This is a genomic window from Caldanaerobacter sp. (assembly GCF_049701115.1).
GTDB lineage: Bacteria > Bacillota > Thermoanaerobacteria > Thermoanaerobacterales > Thermoanaerobacteraceae > Thermoanaerobacter.
Window position 1 is genome coordinate 14791 of sequence record NZ_JBNATX010000026.1, and the last position, 15852, is coordinate 30642.

Annotated in this window: 19 protein-coding genes; 3 read left to right on the top strand and 16 right to left on the bottom strand. The window is 36.7% G+C overall.

All coding sequences use genetic code 11. The features are described 5' to 3' along the window. Positions 1–27: 27 nt before the first annotated feature. The 4 genes from ACPLVE_RS08210 to cas6 form a co-directional block, all read right to left on the bottom strand. Complete coding sequence (locus tag ACPLVE_RS08210; RefSeq protein ID WP_424611079.1) at positions 28–900, bottom strand: DUF1887 domain-containing protein; 873 nt, start codon at positions 898–900, stop codon at positions 28–30. A gap of 141 nt (positions 901–1041) precedes the next feature. After that, on the bottom strand, positions 1042–1425 hold the full coding sequence (gene csx15, locus ACPLVE_RS08215) for a CRISPR-associated protein Csx15 (RefSeq protein ID WP_424611080.1): 384 nt from the start codon (positions 1423–1425) through the stop codon (positions 1042–1044). A 23-nt stretch (positions 1426–1448) separates the two neighbouring features. After that, the gene (locus ACPLVE_RS08220; protein WP_424611081.1) at positions 1449–2345 is read right to left on the bottom strand and encodes a CRISPR-associated protein Csx14; all 897 of its coding nucleotides are present in this window, start codon (positions 2343–2345) and stop codon (positions 1449–1451) included. 92 nt (positions 2346–2437) lie between these two features. Further along, complete coding sequence (cas6, locus tag ACPLVE_RS08225; protein WP_424611082.1) at positions 2438–3193, bottom strand: CRISPR-associated endoribonuclease Cas6; 756 nt, start codon at positions 3191–3193, stop codon at positions 2438–2440. A 156-nt stretch (positions 3194–3349) separates the two neighbouring features. On the opposite strand from cas6, the gene ACPLVE_RS08230 reads away from it, so the two are divergent. After that, a complete protein-coding gene (locus tag ACPLVE_RS08230) occupies positions 3350–3508 on the top strand; it encodes a hypothetical protein (protein ID WP_424611083.1) in 159 nt (52 codons plus the stop codon). Positions 3509–3520: 12 nt separating this feature from the next. Here ACPLVE_RS08230 and sufU read toward each other — a convergent pair whose 3' ends face one another. The 7 genes from sufU to ACPLVE_RS08265 all read right to left on the bottom strand — a co-directional run bounded on the left by sufU (position 3521) and on the right by ACPLVE_RS08265 (position 9493). Beyond that, positions 3521–3937 (bottom strand): Fe-S cluster assembly sulfur transfer protein SufU, encoded by a 417-nt coding sequence (sufU, locus tag ACPLVE_RS08235; RefSeq protein ID WP_424611084.1) that lies wholly within the window; start codon positions 3935–3937, stop codon positions 3521–3523. Continuing rightward, on the bottom strand, positions 3934–5157 hold the full coding sequence (locus ACPLVE_RS08240) for a cysteine desulfurase (protein WP_424611085.1): 1224 nt from the start codon (positions 5155–5157) through the stop codon (positions 3934–3936). The genes sufU and ACPLVE_RS08240 overlap by 4 nt, the downstream gene beginning before the upstream one ends. Next, positions 5157–6194, bottom strand: a complete 1038-nt coding sequence (sufD, locus tag ACPLVE_RS08245) for a Fe-S cluster assembly protein SufD (protein WP_424611086.1) — start codon at positions 6192–6194, stop codon at positions 5157–5159. The genes ACPLVE_RS08240 and sufD overlap by 1 nt, the downstream gene beginning before the upstream one ends. Before the next feature lie 11 nt (positions 6195–6205). Beyond that, positions 6206–7609, bottom strand: a complete 1404-nt coding sequence (gene sufB, locus ACPLVE_RS08250; protein WP_424611087.1) for a Fe-S cluster assembly protein SufB — start codon at positions 7607–7609, stop codon at positions 6206–6208. Positions 7610–7628: 19 nt separating this feature from the next. Continuing rightward, positions 7629–8375: a Fe-S cluster assembly ATPase SufC gene (gene sufC / locus ACPLVE_RS08255; RefSeq protein WP_424611088.1), complete on the bottom strand. Its 747-nt coding sequence runs from the start codon at positions 8373–8375 to the stop codon at positions 7629–7631. A 185-nt stretch (positions 8376–8560) separates the two neighbouring features. Next, complete coding sequence (locus ACPLVE_RS08260) at positions 8561–8845, bottom strand: co-chaperone GroES (protein ID WP_424611089.1); 285 nt, start codon at positions 8843–8845, stop codon at positions 8561–8563. A gap of 60 nt (positions 8846–8905) precedes the next feature. After that, entirely contained in the window at positions 8906–9493 is a 588-nt protein-coding gene (locus ACPLVE_RS08265) for a glutaredoxin domain-containing protein (RefSeq protein WP_424611090.1), read from the bottom strand. A 157-nt stretch (positions 9494–9650) separates the two neighbouring features. Here ACPLVE_RS08265 and pulA point away from each other — a divergent pair, with 157 nt between their 5' ends. Continuing rightward, entirely contained in the window at positions 9651–11531 is a 1881-nt protein-coding gene (gene pulA / locus ACPLVE_RS08270; RefSeq protein ID WP_424611091.1) for a type I pullulanase, read from the top strand. A 39-nt stretch (positions 11532–11570) separates the two neighbouring features. Here the strand turns inward: pulA and ACPLVE_RS08275 are convergent, their stop codons facing one another. Genes ACPLVE_RS08275 through tyrS form a run of 3 tightly spaced genes read right to left on the bottom strand, consistent with a single transcriptional unit; the run spans position 11571 to position 14573 of the window. Next, positions 11571–12560: an SPL family radical SAM protein gene (locus ACPLVE_RS08275; RefSeq protein ID WP_424611092.1), complete on the bottom strand. Its 990-nt coding sequence runs from the start codon at positions 12558–12560 to the stop codon at positions 11571–11573. After that, positions 12532–13347: a nucleoside phosphorylase gene (locus ACPLVE_RS08280; RefSeq protein ID WP_424611093.1), complete on the bottom strand. Its 816-nt coding sequence runs from the start codon at positions 13345–13347 to the stop codon at positions 12532–12534. Before ACPLVE_RS08280 ends, ACPLVE_RS08275 begins: the two co-directional genes overlap by 29 nt. Before the next feature lie 5 nt (positions 13348–13352). Further along, entirely contained in the window at positions 13353–14573 is a 1221-nt protein-coding gene (tyrS, locus tag ACPLVE_RS08285; protein ID WP_424611094.1) for a tyrosine--tRNA ligase, read from the bottom strand. Positions 14574–14680: 107 nt separating this feature from the next. On the opposite strand from tyrS, the gene ACPLVE_RS08290 reads away from it, so the two are divergent. Further along, complete coding sequence (locus ACPLVE_RS08290) at positions 14681–15082, top strand: 23S rRNA (pseudouridine(1915)-N(3))-methyltransferase RlmH (protein WP_424611095.1); 402 nt, start codon at positions 14681–14683, stop codon at positions 15080–15082. 1 nt (position 15083) lies between these two features. Here the strand turns inward: ACPLVE_RS08290 and rlmH are convergent, their stop codons facing one another. Both rlmH and ACPLVE_RS08300 read right to left on the bottom strand, forming a co-directional pair. Further along, complete coding sequence (gene rlmH, locus ACPLVE_RS08295) at positions 15084–15530, bottom strand: 23S rRNA (pseudouridine(1915)-N(3))-methyltransferase RlmH (protein WP_424611096.1); 447 nt, start codon at positions 15528–15530, stop codon at positions 15084–15086. A 3-nt stretch (positions 15531–15533) separates the two neighbouring features. Then, positions 15534–15701 carry a CxxH/CxxC protein gene (locus ACPLVE_RS08300; protein ID WP_424611097.1) on the bottom strand — a complete coding sequence of 56 codons (168 nt, stop codon included), beginning with the start codon at positions 15699–15701 and terminating at the stop codon, positions 15534–15536. Between the last annotated feature and the right edge of the window lie 151 nt (positions 15702–15852).

The window sequence follows — 15852 nt, forward strand, 5'->3', positions numbered from 1 at the left end:
TAAAAACAATTTTATACTTATTACTTCTTAATTACCCAGTTCTTCTTTGACAACTTCAGTAAGTTTTTTCCTGTCTTCAGGAGAAAGGGCGCCCTCTTGAACAGAAGGCAATTCTATAACCTTTACTCTGTGAGCTTCGGCCAATAGACGGTTATTTTCTCCATATTCTCTGTCAATAATTAAAAATTTACTGGTAAAAGTACCTAAGAAACGAGCTTCACCTGCAGTTATAAGCTGTTCTAAAGGCCTCTTTTTAGCAGCTTCTCCACCACTTTTTACCTCGGCAATACCTACATTATTACCAATACGCAATACTAAATCTATTTCTACAGAAGGATGAGCACTAAACCTTATACCTTTTTTAATTTCATCTACTTCTTTCTCCAAAACATTAAATACTATTTTTTCAAAATCATTCCTAAAACCCGATGCTTCTTCATAAGGTCCTTGATGGGCTTGAAGATAAAGATCTATATTCAACAGTTGCCCTATTTCTTTGGAACTAGATTTTAAGCTATTCTCTTCAAACCAGTACTCATACAATATGTTTTTTTTCCCTTCACTTTGAAGATAAAAGAAAGGCAATTTATATCGTTCTGCTATCCTAAACGCGGCTAAAGACATGGGTTTAGTGCCTCCTGTAATATTTAACGTTATCTTATACCCTAATTCCCCAAGTTTGTTAACTAATTCCTCTAAATCATTTTCAATGGCTACTAAATTATAAGGTTCCACTTTTCTTAACTCACCTTTAAATATTCCCTGCAAGCGTTTTCCGATATCTTCCGTGCGAGAAGTATGAACAAAAACAGGATAAATAGTGTAATTTAAAGAAAAATAACGTATAGGCAAAAGATTGGGTATGGGTTGTTCTCCAATGAGAGAAATTATAGCCTGCATATTCATTATTGGTTCGGAAAGCTACCTAAATAATTTCAGGTATCCGAACCAAAATACACCTCCTTTAGTATTTTTATTTTTTTATTTTTTAATAACTTAACACTAATATCTTTGAAAATTTTTTGTACTAAACTACAACCCTTATCCTCTTCTTTTCCTCGCCCCCTCCCTTACCTGGTGTAAATTAATAATCTCTGCTACTTCAAACTGGAGGGGAAGGCTTCCTTCTATTGGTCGAAGACGCAATACAGGAGGGAAATAGCCACATCTTCCATGTACTTCTGCTAAAAGAGTTACCGCGCTTATGCTGAGAGATGGTGGATTTAGTATAAAAGGCAATGTTTGCCAGTCGTGAGGGGTAAACCCTACTCTATCCACCAGTTCTACAATTTGAGGAACCAGAGGCCTCTTTTGGTCTATTTGAGCATCTATTTCTATAATCTTTTCTATTTTTTGTCCCAATTTTTCTTCCACTTTTTGGATTTGCTCTTGTGTTAAGGGATGTGCAAAATTTATTAAAAACATTTTAAAAAACCTCCAATATTTGGTTATTCTTCTAAATCTTTTAAGGCAAAATAGGGTGCAAATTCTGCAATGAGAAGATTGCGATCTACTTTCATAGAAGGATAATCCATCCACTCCTTTAATTTTTCATAAATACTTTGCAACTGGTTTGCTATTGTCTGCTCTTTTTTATGAAGAATTTGAGATATAGATGCATTGTCATAACCTTTACACACAAGCTCAACGACCTCTCTTTCTGCAGGGGTAAGCCAATGATCTAAAAACTCCTTCCTCCTCTTCATCTCCGCTTTTTTAGTCAATTTTTTATACCAAGCCTCAACTTCACTAGGGTCCCCTATCTCCGCTACTGTACGCATTAAAGTAGAAGCTTCTGACCAACGTATTACAGGTATTTGCACTAACCAGACTTTTTCCTCATTTGAAAGATGAAGTTTGCGTTCCTTCCCCGGTTCCCAACCTTCTGTAATAAGATACCATAAACGATCTTCATCCCCAAACAAAAGCTGAGCTACCAGCATCCCTATTGTGCCCATTATTTTTCGTCCGCCCGAAATAAGAAAATGGATTGTGAAGCCATTTTGTTTAAGTTCTCGAACCTCTTTATAAATAGTACTTAGCAAAGCTTTTATACTTTCTTCTGTGAGAAAATCCTCTATCACCTCATCACGGGAATAAAGTTTTACAGGTACTTTAGTAAATTCCATCTTATAGAATTCCTTTGAAAACTCATCATCTAAAATTCCCAGTGCATCAAGTACTTTAGGCCCCTTGGTATATATTACAATTACCTTGCTAAGTGAATACCCCTTTTTTAATAACTCATCTAAAGCAATAGTGACTACCTGTGGTTCACTTCCTAAAGTTGCTATTAAAACTTCTTTTTGTTTTTTTAGCCTTTCCCTTTTGTTTGAATTTCCCATATTAATTCCGCCCTTTTCCACCTTGTCATTATTCTATCCAAATTTCTCAAATATTTCTATGTAACGTATTACTATTTTAAATAGTAGTTTTCTCACCTTATTATCTCAAAACACCCGAACCCTTGAGAATTCTTGGCTCCTAAACCTGTGTAATAGGCAAGCTCCAAAAGTTCAGGTGTTGTTTCTACATCGTATATGCCCATCCATCCTTTTACATAGACATTTTTATATTTTACCATTTTTGAGTATCTTCTATCTTCTTTTTCTAAAAGAGGTATTAACTTAAAATAGGGATTTTGCGGCTTTATCTTATAAACCAATTCATACTTCTTTACAAGGTTATTTAAAAGGAGAGAAGAAAACTTTTCATCCCAGGGCGAATAATAATAAGTGTATTTCTTGTCTCCATCTCTCAAGGTAGTATACATCACGACCGGAGAAATAAACTTTATTCTCGCTTTTTCTTTAAAAATCGGAGGATTTTCTATATTTAAAGAATTTAATGTAAACTTTTGTCCATTAAAGTGACAATATTCTCGCTTTAAAACATTTTTAGAAATATCCACTATCACTTCTTCTAAAGGAGAAGCAACTGTAAACTTAAAAGGAGGTTTTATTATTATCTTCTTGTTTCCCTTCGGTTTTTCTAATATTTTGAATTCCCCTTCAATTCTTGAAAAAGTAAACAACTTAAACTTCCTTTTTTCATACTGAAAACCTACATCGTGGAGAAAAGCAGCAAAGTCTGTATCTCCCATTAGGTCATATAAAAGCCCTTGCACTATGTAGTTGTAATGAATAGGAAGTATCAAATCTTTTTCCCCAGTAAATTCCAATGTTATCCTCATCCTCAACACCTCGCAAAATTTCCAGTAAACTCATTACTGTATTGGTTTTACATGTATAATATTCTACATCAATTTCCATTTTTCCTCCTCAAATTTAAAATTTTTTTGTGTTCTCTGGTTATTTATTGTATAATTCGTCCCAAAAGAGGTAATATAATGGAAAGTGAGGCTTTTGGTTTTGACGTTAAGTGGGAACAGGAAACTTATATAGTAAAAATAAATTTTCCAGCTAGAGAAATGTCAGTAAAACCAGACAAAGGGGACGGCTCCTTTTGTCCGGATTTTCGGACAAAAGGAACCGTCCCCTTTGTCTGAATGTCTGAATGTTTATTTGAGTATATCTTGAAGAGTTTTCCATGCCAGCAAAGCACATTTTACACGGGCAGGAAAGTCTGAAACACCCTGCAGTACTTGAGCATCTCCTAATTCTTCTAAATCCACGTCTTTTTTGTGTATCATGTCTATAAATTTCTGTACAAGCCTCAAAGCCTCTTTTTTATCCTTTCCCTTTATGAGGTCAATCATCATGGAAGTAGAAGCCTGACTTATAGCACAGCCGTGACCTGTAAAAGAAGCATCTTCTATTACGTCCCCATTTATTTTAAGGTATATTGTAATATCATCTCCACAAAGGGGATTGTGTCCCCTTTCCTTATGGGTTGCTTCCTTCAACTCTCTTCTGTGAGGAGAATTTTCATAATGTTCCATTATTATCTCTGAATAAAGTTGATTTAAATCGCTCATTTAAACCACTTCCTGACTTTTTTAAGTGCTTCCACAAGGGCATCTATGTCATCAAAGTCATTGTAAAGGTAAAAGCTGGCTCTTACGGTAGCAGGAACCCCTAAATATCTCATCAGAGGTTGACAGCAGTGGTGACCGCTTCTTACTGCAATTCCTTCTTCATCCAGTATTGTCGCAACATCGTGTGGGTGAACTCCTTCCACATTGAAAGAAATTATCCCTCCTCTGTCTTTTGAATCCGTAGGCCCATAAGTTTTTACATATTCGAGGGCATTAATTTTTTCAAGTCCATATTCCAAAAGTTTAGCTTCATGTTCATATATATTCTCAAGGCCAATATTTTCAAGGTAATCTATCGCAGAAATTAGCACATAAGCTCCCTCTACATTGGGAGTCCCTGCTTCAAATTTTAAAGGAGGAGGTGCAAAGGTGGAATATTCTTCATAAACCTCGTCTATCATTTCTCCTCCCCTCAAAAAAGGAGGCACTTCATCTAATAAGTCTTCTTTTATATACAAAACTCCAATTCCCATAGGGCCCAACATCTTGTGGCCAGAAAAAGCGAAAAAGTCGCAATTTATTTTTTGTAAATCAACTTTCATATGAGGTACGCTCTGGGCCCCATCCACCAGCACTTTTGCCCCATACTTATGAGCAATTTGTGTAATTTCTTCCACAGGATTTATTATCCCTAAGACATTTGACATGTGCTGTACAGCCACCAATTTTACTCTATCAGACATTTTTTCTTCAAAATCTTTCATTGAAAGTCTGAAATTTTCATCAAGATACACATATTTTAATTTTGCTCCTTTTGCTTCTGCTACCATCTGCCATGGAAGAATGTTGCTGTGATGTTCCGCTATTGTCAGAACTATCTCGTCCCCCTCTTTTATGTGCTTCATTCCCCACGTGTAGGCGATAAAATTTATTGATTCTGTAGTATTTCTTGTAAAAATAATGGACTCCTCACTCTTTGCATTTACAAACTTTTTCACTTTGTCTCTCGCCTTTTCATAAGCCTCTGTAGATAGAACGCTTAAATAATGAGGGCTTCTGTACACATTTGCATTTATTTTCTCATAATATTCTTCCATGGCTTTTATAACCGACTCAGGCTTCTGGGTGGTAGCAGCATTATCAAGGTATACAAGTCTCTTCCCATGAGGCTTTACATTAAATATCGGAAAATCTTCTCTTATTTTCTTTACATCCATCATTATTTTATAATCCTCCTCCCTATATGACCCCTTAAGATTATCTCTCTTATGGGGTCATACGGAATCAAATCTATGACAGGATTTAACACTGCCTGTACCATCAAAAGTCTTGCTTCTTCAAGGCTAAAACCTCTGCTCATCACATAATAGAGCTTGTTTTCATCTATTTGTCCTGCACTGGCAGAGTGATTTGCCTGTACATCCTCTTCTGCACAGTAAAGAGCAGGAATAGCAATTGACCTGACAGTTTTGTCAAGCAAGAGTACTGTCTCATTTTCTTCAGCTTTTGCTTTCTTTGCACCTTTTTTAATATCAATATTTCCTATAAAAGTAGCTTTTGCGCTCCCCTTTAAAGCCCCTTTTAAATCCACACTGCTAGTAGTCTTAGGTGCATGGTGATACACCCTGTAACTCATGTCATAAACCTGACTGTCAACCCCCAAAAAAACAGACTTTGCCGTAAAACTTCCACTTTCTCCTTCAAGATAAACGGAAACATCAAAGGCACTAACCTGCGCTCCTATTACAACATTTGACCAACTGACCGCAGCATCTTTTTCAACTTCTACTAAACAATTATCAAAATCGCTAAAACCGTCCCCTAATCTCTGTATTTTTACAATATTCACACTTGAACCTTCTCCTGCAATAAGCCTAGTTATTCCGTTTTTAAACCCTTTTTCTCCCGAATTATAATCAAAAACAACTGTAATCTTAGAATACGGCTCAACTTCAATTACATTATAATCAAGCAGAAGGTCATTTTGTGAATTAGCAATATAATCGAAAACCAAAGGTTTTTTAATTTCTTTTCTAGAAGAAATTTTGATGTAAAATCCTGTATTATAGTCTTTTCGTACTTCCTCTACAAGCTTTTTGTCTATACCAAAAAGTTTATCCGTAGTAAAAGAGCTTATAACATCCTCATCTATTTTTTTTATAAATATTCCTTCTTGTTCTCCATCTTTTACATTAACGCCATTGTACTCTTTATAGGCTGGCCTTTGTATGCCTTCCCATGGAATTCTTTTTAACATCCTATTCACTCCTATCCAATTGCGCCTTCCAGCTCGAGCTTTATCAATCTGTTCATCTCTACCGCATATTCCAAAGGAAGAGCCTTGGCAATCGGCTCTACAAATCCCCTTACAATCATGGCTCTTGCATCTTCTTCATCAAGTCCTCTTGTCATAAGGTAGTATATCTGTTCTTCGCTTATTCTCCCAACTTTAGCTTCATGTCCAATATCCACATTATCATTCTCTATATCAATGACTGGTATAGTGTCAGACTTGGAAAGGTCATCAAGCATAAGCCCCTCACAGGTAACAGAGGCTTTAACACCTTCTGCCTCAGGTCCTACTTTCAAAAGTCCTCTATAGGTCGATATTCCTCCATCTTTTGAAATGCTCTTTGCTAAAATCTTCGAAGAAGTATAAGGAGCTATGTGAATCATCTTGGCTCCTGTATCCAGATGTTGCCCCTTTGCTGCAAAGGTGACACTGGTATACTCGGCCTTTGCTCCTTTCCCCACAAGTACGGATGCAGGATATAACATCGTTTTTTTGCTGCCAAAAGAACCAGAAATCCACTCTACCATTCCGTCTTTTTCTACTATTGCTCTTTTTGTGTTTAAATTATAAGTATTTTTACTCCAGTTTTCTATGGTGGAGTATATAATTCTAGCTCCTTCTTTCACAAAAAGCTCTACACACCCTGCGTGCAGATTAGAAACAGAGTAAAGAGGCGCTGAACAACCTTCTATGAAGTGGACTTCGCTTCCTCTGTCGGCAATTATCAGGGTGTGTTCAAACTGACCGCTACCAGGTGCATTCATCCTGAAATAAGCTTGCAGCGGAACCTCTACCTTCACACCCTCTGGCACATACACAAATGTTCCTCCACTCCACACCGCCGCATGTAAAGCAGCAAATTTGTGGTCTGTTGGAAGCACATTCTTTGTCATGAAGTATTCTTTTATTATATCAGGATACTTTTTTAAGGCCGTGTCCATATCTTCAAAGATTACGCCCTGTTTTGCAAGACTTTCTTTCATATTGTGGTATATAACTTCGGAGTCGTATTGCGCCCCTACCCCGGCCAAAGCCTTCTTTTCAGCTTCCGGAATACCCAATCTTTCAAACGTACGCCTTATCTCTTCCGGCACTTCGTCCCATGAAGTCTTTTTCCTAGCACTTGGCCTTATATAAGCTACAATAGAATTTATGTCCAGCTGACTTAAATCCACGCCCCATGTAGGCATCGGCATTTTTTCATATATTTCTAGGGCTTTAAGCCTAAATTCCCTCATCCATGAAGGCTCGCCTTTTTGTTCGGAGATCTCAATTACTACTTCTTTTGAAAGCCCCTTCCCCGTCTGAAACTCATATTCAACCTCGTCTTTTATGTTGTATAGACTAAAATCTATGTCCCTTATTTCTTCTTTCCTCATACTAATTCCTCCTCAAGGGCTACACTCCATTTCTCACGAATTCATAGCCCTTTTCTTCTAATATTCTAGCAAGCTCTTTATCTCCTTCTTTGACAATCTTTCCATCCATCAAGACAGAAATGACATCTGGCTCTAAATAGTTCAATATTCTGTTATAGTGAGTAACTACTAAAATAGCCATGTCCTCATTTTTTAACTTTTTTATGGTTTCAGCGACAACTCTCAGCGCATCTATATCAAGTCCTGAATCTATTTCATCTAACATCACCAATTTGGGCTTTAAAAAAGCCATCTGAAGCACTTCTGTCTTTTTCTTCTCGCCTCCAGAAAACCCCACATTTAAATACCTTGTCCTGTACTCAGGAGTCATCTCCAGAAGTTCCAGCATTTTCTGCATTTCCCTGGCAAATTGGAGCATTGACATGTTTTGCCCTGTCACTACAGTTGAAGAGGTTCTTATAAAGTTATCGACAGTAATACCAGGTATTTCCTCCGGCGATTGAAAGGATAAAAATATTCCTTTTTTGGCCCTCTCGTTTACTTTCAAACCTGTAATATCTTCTCCTTCGAACAAAATCTTCCCGCCCGTGATTTTGTATCGAGGATTGCCCATTATGGCATGGCATAGAGTGCTTTTACCGCTGCCATTAGGCCCCATTATCGCATGTATCTCTCCTTTTTTTATAACAAGATTGAGCCCTTTTAAGATATACTTATCCTCTACTTCTACATGCAAATCCTTTATTTCAAGCAAAGCTTCTTTCATCTCTTACAACTCCTTTTAATTCCGACTATTTTTATAGGAATACTCGAACAATACTATTATACACTACAAATGTGCACAAATCAATAAAAGTGGTCAAAAAGTTGATAATTATTTTCTTTTAATAAACATATGTCAAAAACTCTCCACAAAAATATAAGAAGTCGGGAACTAATTTCCCCGACTCCTTATATTTCATCCACCTCTACGAATTTAGCCAGTATATCGTCAACAGGTATTATTAAGTATTCCTCTCCCTCATGTTTTATTTTTGTACCGGAAAACTCTTTATAAATTACTCTATCACCAACTGCCAGCTCTTCACTGGCCCCTGCGGCAATAGCCTCAATTATTCCTTGATTGAGTTTTTCTTCAGCAGATTTAGGGATTATGACGCCGCCCACTTTTCTTTCCGGTTCTTTTTCAAGCTTTATAAGAGCATGACCATTTACCGGCTGTATCTTTGATGCCATAGACCTACCCCTTTCTATATAATGATATTTTTTGAAACGCCATATTTATTATACCAAATTTTATTGCTCTGTAATTCCTAATAATTGATTTAATTTTGCCTTATCAAATCCTACCACTATTGTGCCATTAATATCTGTCTGGGGCACGCCTCTTTGCCCTGTTCTTCTAACCAATTCTGCAGCTGCAGCCGGATTTTTGGTCACGTCTATTTCTCTAAAAGGTATGTTGTGCTGTCTTAAGTAAGCCTTTGTAGCATTGCACCAAGGGCAAGAAGGGCTCACATACACTGTAACCCTAAGGGGCTTTTTATCTTTTCCGTCTGATGATTTCCCCGGTGATACCACCAAAAGCTTTTCATAGTATTCTTTGCTTTGAAGACCAAACACAAATTGCCAGGGCTCTTTTTCTTTAAAGAGTATGACAGAAGGCACAACTTTTATGCCAAATTGCGGATGAATATCTTTAACCTGTGACGCATTTACTACATAAACTGGTACTTTGGGATTATCTTCGCTAAATTTTTTCATTACCTCTAACGCTTCTAAACTTTTTTGTGAAGATTCCGAGTAAAACATTAGCATAAAAACATCTTCTTCTTTACTTCTTATTTCTTCGAAATGCTCCAGACTCTTCACGTATTCCAGCATCGAATCACCTCTTTCACTCCTACCCCCCGTAAGTATTGGGTTCGATTTATATTATAAGTAAAAGAAAGACAGAAATCAAGATATTTTTTAACAATCTTCATAATTGAAAGCACTCCTACCTTATTATATAATAGTGAATTGAGAAAGGAGAGGTAATATGTGTAAAAAATACGACGAATATCCTGTATATAACGGAGAACTGGGTTATACTTTTTCACCCGCCTCGTCAAAATTTCGTCTTTGGGCTCCAACAGCAGAAAAAGTCTACCTTCATCTTGTAAAAAACGGGAATTCGACAGAAATAGAAATGGAAAAGGCTGAGGGCGGTACCTGGTTTAAAGAAGTGGAAGGCAATATAAAAAATTCGCTTTACACCTATAAAATATTAAGAAATGGAAAAATTGTAGAGACGGTAGATCCCTATGCTAAGGCTTTAACAGCCAACGGTACCCATGGAGTAGTAGTTGATTTAAGGGATACGAACCCTGCTGGATGGGAAAAAGATACAAAGCCTTTTTTTGAAAACCCAGTAGATGCCATTATATATGAGCTTCACGTAAGAGATTTTTCAATCCATAAAGAATCCGGGATAAAAAATAAGGGGAAATACTTAGCATTTACAGAAAACGGAACAAGATATGGTGAAATAAAAACGGGTTTGGACCACCTTGTAGAACTGGGAATAACCCATCTTCACCTTTTGCCTATACAAGACTTTGCAAGCGTAGACGAAACAACAGGAGGCTATAATTGGGGATATGACCCTTATCATTATTTTGTACCAGAAGGCAGTTACTCGCAAAACCCTAGCGACCCTGTAGCAAGAATAAGGGAAGTAAAGGAAATGATACTTTCATTGCACAAAGCTGGAATACGAGTTATACTGGATGTAGTCTACAACCACACCTATACTACTGGCGATTCAATATTAGATAAAGTAGAACCCGGTTATTTTTATCGGCTAAAAAAAGATGGGACTTATTCGAACGGCTCTGGATGTGGAAATGAAACTGCCTCTGAAAGGCCTATGATGAAAAAGCTGATGATAGACTCTCTAAAGTACTGGGTAAAAGAATACCATGTAGACGGTTTTAGATTTGACCTCATGGGTTTACACGATGTAAATACAATGAAAGAAATTGAGGAAGAACTTCACAAACAAGACCCTACTCTCCTCTTATATGGAGAACCCTGGACTGCTGGAGAAACCGTTCTTCCTCCAGAAAAACAATTCACAAAAGGAGCCCAAAAAGGAACAAGAATAGCCGTTTTTAATGATAACTTCAGAAATGCTATAAAAGGCCTTCCTGACGACGCATCCTGCGGTTTTGCCACCGGAGCGAAAAATAAGGAATCGGAAATAATGAAAGGGGTAGTAGGGTCAATAGAATATTCAAATGAAATAAAAGACTTCACTCAAACCCCTCAAGAGACGATAAACTACGTGTCCTGTCATGACAACCTAACCCTCTGGGATAAAATTGCAAAGAGCAGACCAAAAGAAAGCGAAGAGAATCGCATACTTATGGACAAATTGAGCAATATGATAATTTTGACAAGTCAAGGAATTCCTTTCTTACATGCAGGGGAGGAGTTTTTAAGGACAAAAAAAGGAAATAACAATAGTTACAATGCCGGTGATGAAATAAACCAGCTTGAATGGCCTCGAAAATCCAAGTACATAGAGGTTTTTGAATATTACAAGGGCTTGATAAGATTGAGAAAAGAGCATCCCGCTTTTCGAATGAGGTCGCCAGAAGAAATAAGGTCTAAGCTTTCTTTTATAAAAAGCCCTAAAAATACAGTAGCTTTTTTGCTAAAAGAACACGCAAACCAAGACCCCTGGAAAAAAATCTTGGTAATATACAACCCCACAAAGTCCTTCGCAGAAGTACAATTGCCTCAAGGAGAGTGGAAAGTGGTAGTTGACAATAAAAATGCTGGAATATCGCCTATCGAAAAAGGAGACTGGATACTCATGGAACATAGTATAAAAATTCCTCCTATTTGCGGAATGGTCCTTTTTAGTGAAATATAAAGGAGCGGTTTTCAAACCGCTCCTCTTATCCCATAAAATTCAAAATTGGCTACCGAATACATATACTTTCTCCTCTGGCACAAACTCTTTTACCTTTTCTGCAACAAATTCTTCATAATGTCTGGCCTTCTTATAAGTAAATACTTTATCCTGAAAGACAGTATCGTATGAAAAAATAGGAGAAGCCTCATTTAATCTTTCTATCCGCTTTGCCTGCTCTTTAGACATTCTAAAAGCTCCAATATTTACATCTCTTACACTTTCTGCAGGTATATGGTTAAATACCTCTTTAACAAATTCTTCGTAGACTTTTTCGAAATCTCGCACATACATTACAGGTTCGATGGATATCCTGATTTTTAATCCTTTAGCGATTGCTCTTTGAATACCTTTCAGCCTCATTTTTAGAGGAGGAGTAAATCTTTCGTAAATATCAATTACTGGCTGTGGCAATAAAGTCCAAGCAAAAATTACGTTAGGGGGAATTTCTATTTTTTCAAGATGTGAAAAATTAGCACTTTTTGTCCTTATCTCTAAAAGTAAATCTCTTGAAGATGCATATTTTATCCATTCTTCACAAAAACCCGTAATATAATCAAGTGCCAGCAAATCCGTTTCATAGGATATGCTTAAATATATCTTCCCCTCTTCAAGAAGTTTATCTACTTCTTCAAAATAGTCTTCTAAGTTCACAAATATGACTATGTGGGCAGAAGGGTACAAACCTTGAAGGTAACAATAATCACACTGATAAAGACAGTTATACACATTGGAGGTGTGGTAAAAACGCAAATTCCCGAAGTCTTCACAAAGTTTTGAACCCGGATACACGAATGAGTGCCTTTTTTTTGCGATTATCAGATTTTGCCTGTCCTTTTGCACAATATAATTCTGATTAGGCCTGTTGAAAACCTCACTATACTTGTTTATATAGACCACTGTGCTTTTGGGGAATTTTTCTAATATTTTAACCGCTCTAGGATGGTCTTTTACATCTTTTTCAACGTAAATATGAGAGAATTTTTTCAAAAGCTTCCTCCCTCTCTTTTTTAGTTTTTACAACAATATCTATGAACTTTTTAAAAAAAACTATGTCTTTTTTCTCCCTCACTTTGAAATGAAGACATGCTTTATATAAGATTCTTTTTTGACTCTCAGTAAGATGCAAATTGTTAGACAGCACTTCCATTATTTCTTTCTCTTCTTGTGTAAAAACTTCTCCTGTCTTAAAGGATTCTCTGACTTTTTTAATGAAACGATCTATGTCTTCTACTTTGTCTCCTACCAATTCCTCCACATACTTTTGAGAAATTCTTTCAAAATCCAAGGAGTCAGAGACAATCTTCAACACATAAATTTGATGGGTCTCAAAAAACTTTGAAGCGGCTTCATAAAAACCGCTTCCTTCCATATCACAAATAGCAGCCTCTAAAGAAGCCGGAGCTCTTACAACATAATTGAAGGTCTCTAAGTCTTTTTCTTCAAAAGAATGGTCTATTAAAACATCCGGCACAAAAACTTTTTTTCTCTCATTATCGATTATCTTGTTCACAAGATAAAGTCGTCCTTTATCCTCCTGAAACTTCGAACCAGCAATTCCAATATTAAGAGCTATCCCATCTTTTGTTTCGCCGTATTTGCCTACAGTGTAGCCTAATGCTGTAGCAATATTTAATTTCCCTATCCCGGTTACCGTAAGAACAATCTCATCGTTTAAAAACGTCTGAAAATATCTATTACTAAGGTCTCTTTTCAAGTCATAATATCTAATAAAGGATTTTGCCTCTGGGTAAAGAGCAAAAAACAAGAAAACCATTAGACTCATCCTTTTATTACTAGTCTATGATACTCCTTTTTGCCCTTCCTCACTAAAAGAGCTCCATCTTTCAACATATCTTCCCTTATACAGGCTTCAATATCCTCTATTCTCTGATTGTTTACATAAAGGCCTCCCTGCTGTATAAGCCTTCTTCCTTCGCTTTTCGAAGAAATTACTTTCGCATCAAAAAGCACATCAACAATCTTCTTCCCGATTACATCTTGAGAAACTTCTACGCTTGGAATATGATTTACCTCACCGCCACCTTCGAATAAAGCCTCCGCTGCTTTTTGTGCCTTTACAGCCTCTTCTTCTCCGTGAACCAACTTCGTCACTTCAAAAGCAAGAACCTTTTTCGCCTCATTTATCTCTTTATCTTTCAACTGCCCAAGCCTTTTAACCTCTTCCATAGGAAGAAAAGTCAAAAGCGCCAATGCCTTCTCTACATCTTTGTCATCTATGTTTCTCCAATACTGATAAAATTCATAAGGAGACGTCTTATCGGGGTCAAGCCAAACAGCCCCTTTTTCAGTCTTCCCCATTTTCTTTCCTTCGCTGGTAGTGAGAAGGACAAAAGTCATTCCATAGACCTGCTTCCCTTCTTTTTTGCGTATAAGCTCTACCCCGGCAATTATATTTGACCATTGGTCATTTCCACCCATCTGCATTATACAACCATAACGCCTGTAAAGTTCTAAGAAATCATAGGCTTGCATGAGCATATAGTTAAATTCAAGAAAAGTAAGGCCCCTCTCCATCCTTGTTTTAAAAGCCTCGGCCTCAAGCATGCGGTTTACGGTAAAATGAACTCCTATGTCCCTCAAAAACTCTATATAATTCAAATTAAGAAGCCATTTAGCATTATTTTCCATTATTGCTTTGCCGTCAGAAAAATCTATAAACCGCTCCATTTGCCTCTTGAAGGCTTCGGCATTTTTATCTATCTCTTCTTTAGTCAGCATTTTTCTCATGTCAGTTCTTCCAGTTGGATCTCCTATAAGAGCAGTTCCACCTCCCAAAAGCACAATTGGCCTATGACCTGCCCTCTGCATATGAGCCATTGCCATCATCTGAAGTAAATGTCCTACATGCAAGCTATCGGCAGTTGGATCAAATCCTATGTAAAAAGTTATCTTTTCATTTTTCAAAAGTCTTTCAATCTCTTCTTCATGGGTCATTTGAGCTATGTATCCTCTTTCTTTCAAGACCTCTAAAACAGACACATTTATACCCCCATCATTTGCTTTTTGTATTATTGTATCAAAGTGAAAAAATATTTTCAAATGTTTTTTGATATAATTAAGATATAGAAAAAGAGCAGGTGAAAGCAATGAATTATAAATTCATAATACTTTCCAGACAAATAGAACCCTTTTATGAAAAGGCCATAGAAGAATATTTTAAAAGATTGAAGAGGTTTTGCAGCGTTTCCCTTTCAGTATATAAAACTCATAAAAAAGTCCCTTCAAAAGAATTAGAAAAATTTCTTAAGGTAGTAATTTCAAATGATGGGAAAACCATATCCTCCGAAGAATTTGCTTTAAAAATAAAAGAATTTGAGATGAAATCCATGACAAATATAGCTTTTCTTATAGGAAAAGAATTTGAAGCCGGGGATGAAAAGCTTGTAATATCACGTATGAAACTATCAGAAGGACTGACTGCCACCCTCCTTGCAGAGCAGCTTTATCGCGCCTATAAAATACTTAGAAACGAACCGTATCATAAATAAATTAAGAAAAAACTCGATAAATCTGTTCCAAAAGTATAAGCCTTGCAATCTGGTGAGGAAATGTCATCCTAGAAAATGATATACTTTCATCAGACCTTTCTTTTACTTTATGCCAGAGTCCTAATGAGCCCCCTATCACAAAAGTTATATCTTTATATCCCTCTTCAATAGCGTTTTTTATGAGGGCAGAAAATTCATCGGTCGAAATTTCTTTCCCCTCTATCGCAAGTACCACAACATAACTTTCTTTTTTAATTTTATCTAGTATCCTCTCTCCCTCTATTTCGAGCACTTTTTCTATATGAGCCGGATTTTTTGGCTCCTCTTCTTCTTTTACTTCCACCAACTCTATATCCCATTTTTTTCTAAGCTTCTCTATGTAAAACTGTATTCCTCTTTTTATATAATCCTCCTTTATAGTACCCACAGCTAATATTCTTATTCTCATATTTCAGACCACCAAATACTTAGGAGGTTCATCACAGAAATCGCATTTATGAGGAACAAGCCAATCTGTAAAAGAAACCTCGTCCAGCCTATATATATCAGGTGGTTGCTCATACACTTCTACAAACTCTTCTATAGCATCCTCTAAATGCTTCTCACACACTACGTACATCAAACTCTCCCCTGTTCTTATAAGAGGTGGTAACATCTACTTCTCAAGGACAATAGTAGCATATCCTTCTTTTCCAGTCAATGTCTTATACTTAACTGTCTGTGTCAAGATTTTGTAGGTAAAAAATTTTTATAACTGACCTCACCGTTAA

Coding starts and splice junctions, on each gene's coding strand:
- ACPLVE_RS08210 (WP_424611079.1), bottom strand. CDS start 900: ATGCAGGCTATAATTTCTCTCATTGGAGAACAACCCATACCCAATCTT.
- csx15 (WP_424611080.1), bottom strand. CDS start 1,425: ATGTTTTTAATAAATTTTGCACATCCCTTAACACAAGAGCAAATCCAA.
- ACPLVE_RS08220 (WP_424611081.1), bottom strand. CDS start 2,345: ATGGGAAATTCAAACAAAAGGGAAAGGCTAAAAAAACAAAAAGAAGTT.
- cas6 (WP_424611082.1), bottom strand. CDS start 3,193: ATGAGGATAACATTGGAATTTACTGGGGAAAAAGATTTGATACTTCCT.
- ACPLVE_RS08230 (WP_424611083.1), top strand. CDS start 3,350: ATGGAAAGTGAGGCTTTTGGTTTTGACGTTAAGTGGGAACAGGAAACT.
- sufU (WP_424611084.1), bottom strand. CDS start 3,937: ATGAGCGATTTAAATCAACTTTATTCAGAGATAATAATGGAACATTAT.
- ACPLVE_RS08240 (WP_424611085.1), bottom strand. CDS start 5,157: ATGATGGATGTAAAGAAAATAAGAGAAGATTTTCCGATATTTAATGTA.
- sufD (WP_424611086.1), bottom strand. CDS start 6,194: ATGTTAAAAAGAATTCCATGGGAAGGCATACAAAGGCCAGCCTATAAA.
- sufB (WP_424611087.1), bottom strand. CDS start 7,609: ATGAGGAAAGAAGAAATAAGGGACATAGATTTTAGTCTATACAACATA.
- sufC (WP_424611088.1), bottom strand. CDS start 8,375: ATGAAAGAAGCTTTGCTTGAAATAAAGGATTTGCATGTAGAAGTAGAG.
- ACPLVE_RS08260 (WP_424611089.1), bottom strand. CDS start 8,845: ATGGCATCAAAGATACAGCCGGTAAATGGTCATGCTCTTATAAAGCTT.
- ACPLVE_RS08265 (WP_424611090.1), bottom strand. CDS start 9,493: ATGCTGGAATACGTGAAGAGTCTGGAGCATTTCGAAGAAATAAGAAGT.
- pulA (WP_424611091.1), top strand. CDS start 9,651: ATGTGTAAAAAATACGACGAATATCCTGTATATAACGGAGAACTGGGT.
- ACPLVE_RS08280 (WP_424611093.1), bottom strand. CDS start 13,347: ATGGTTTTCTTGTTTTTTGCTCTTTACCCAGAGGCAAAATCCTTTATT.
- ACPLVE_RS08290 (WP_424611095.1), top strand. CDS start 14,681: ATGAATTATAAATTCATAATACTTTCCAGACAAATAGAACCCTTTTAT.
- rlmH (WP_424611096.1), bottom strand. CDS start 15,530: ATGAGAATAAGAATATTAGCTGTGGGTACTATAAAGGAGGATTATATA.
- ACPLVE_RS08300 (WP_424611097.1), bottom strand. CDS start 15,701: ATGTACGTAGTGTGTGAGAAGCATTTAGAGGATGCTATAGAAGAGTTT.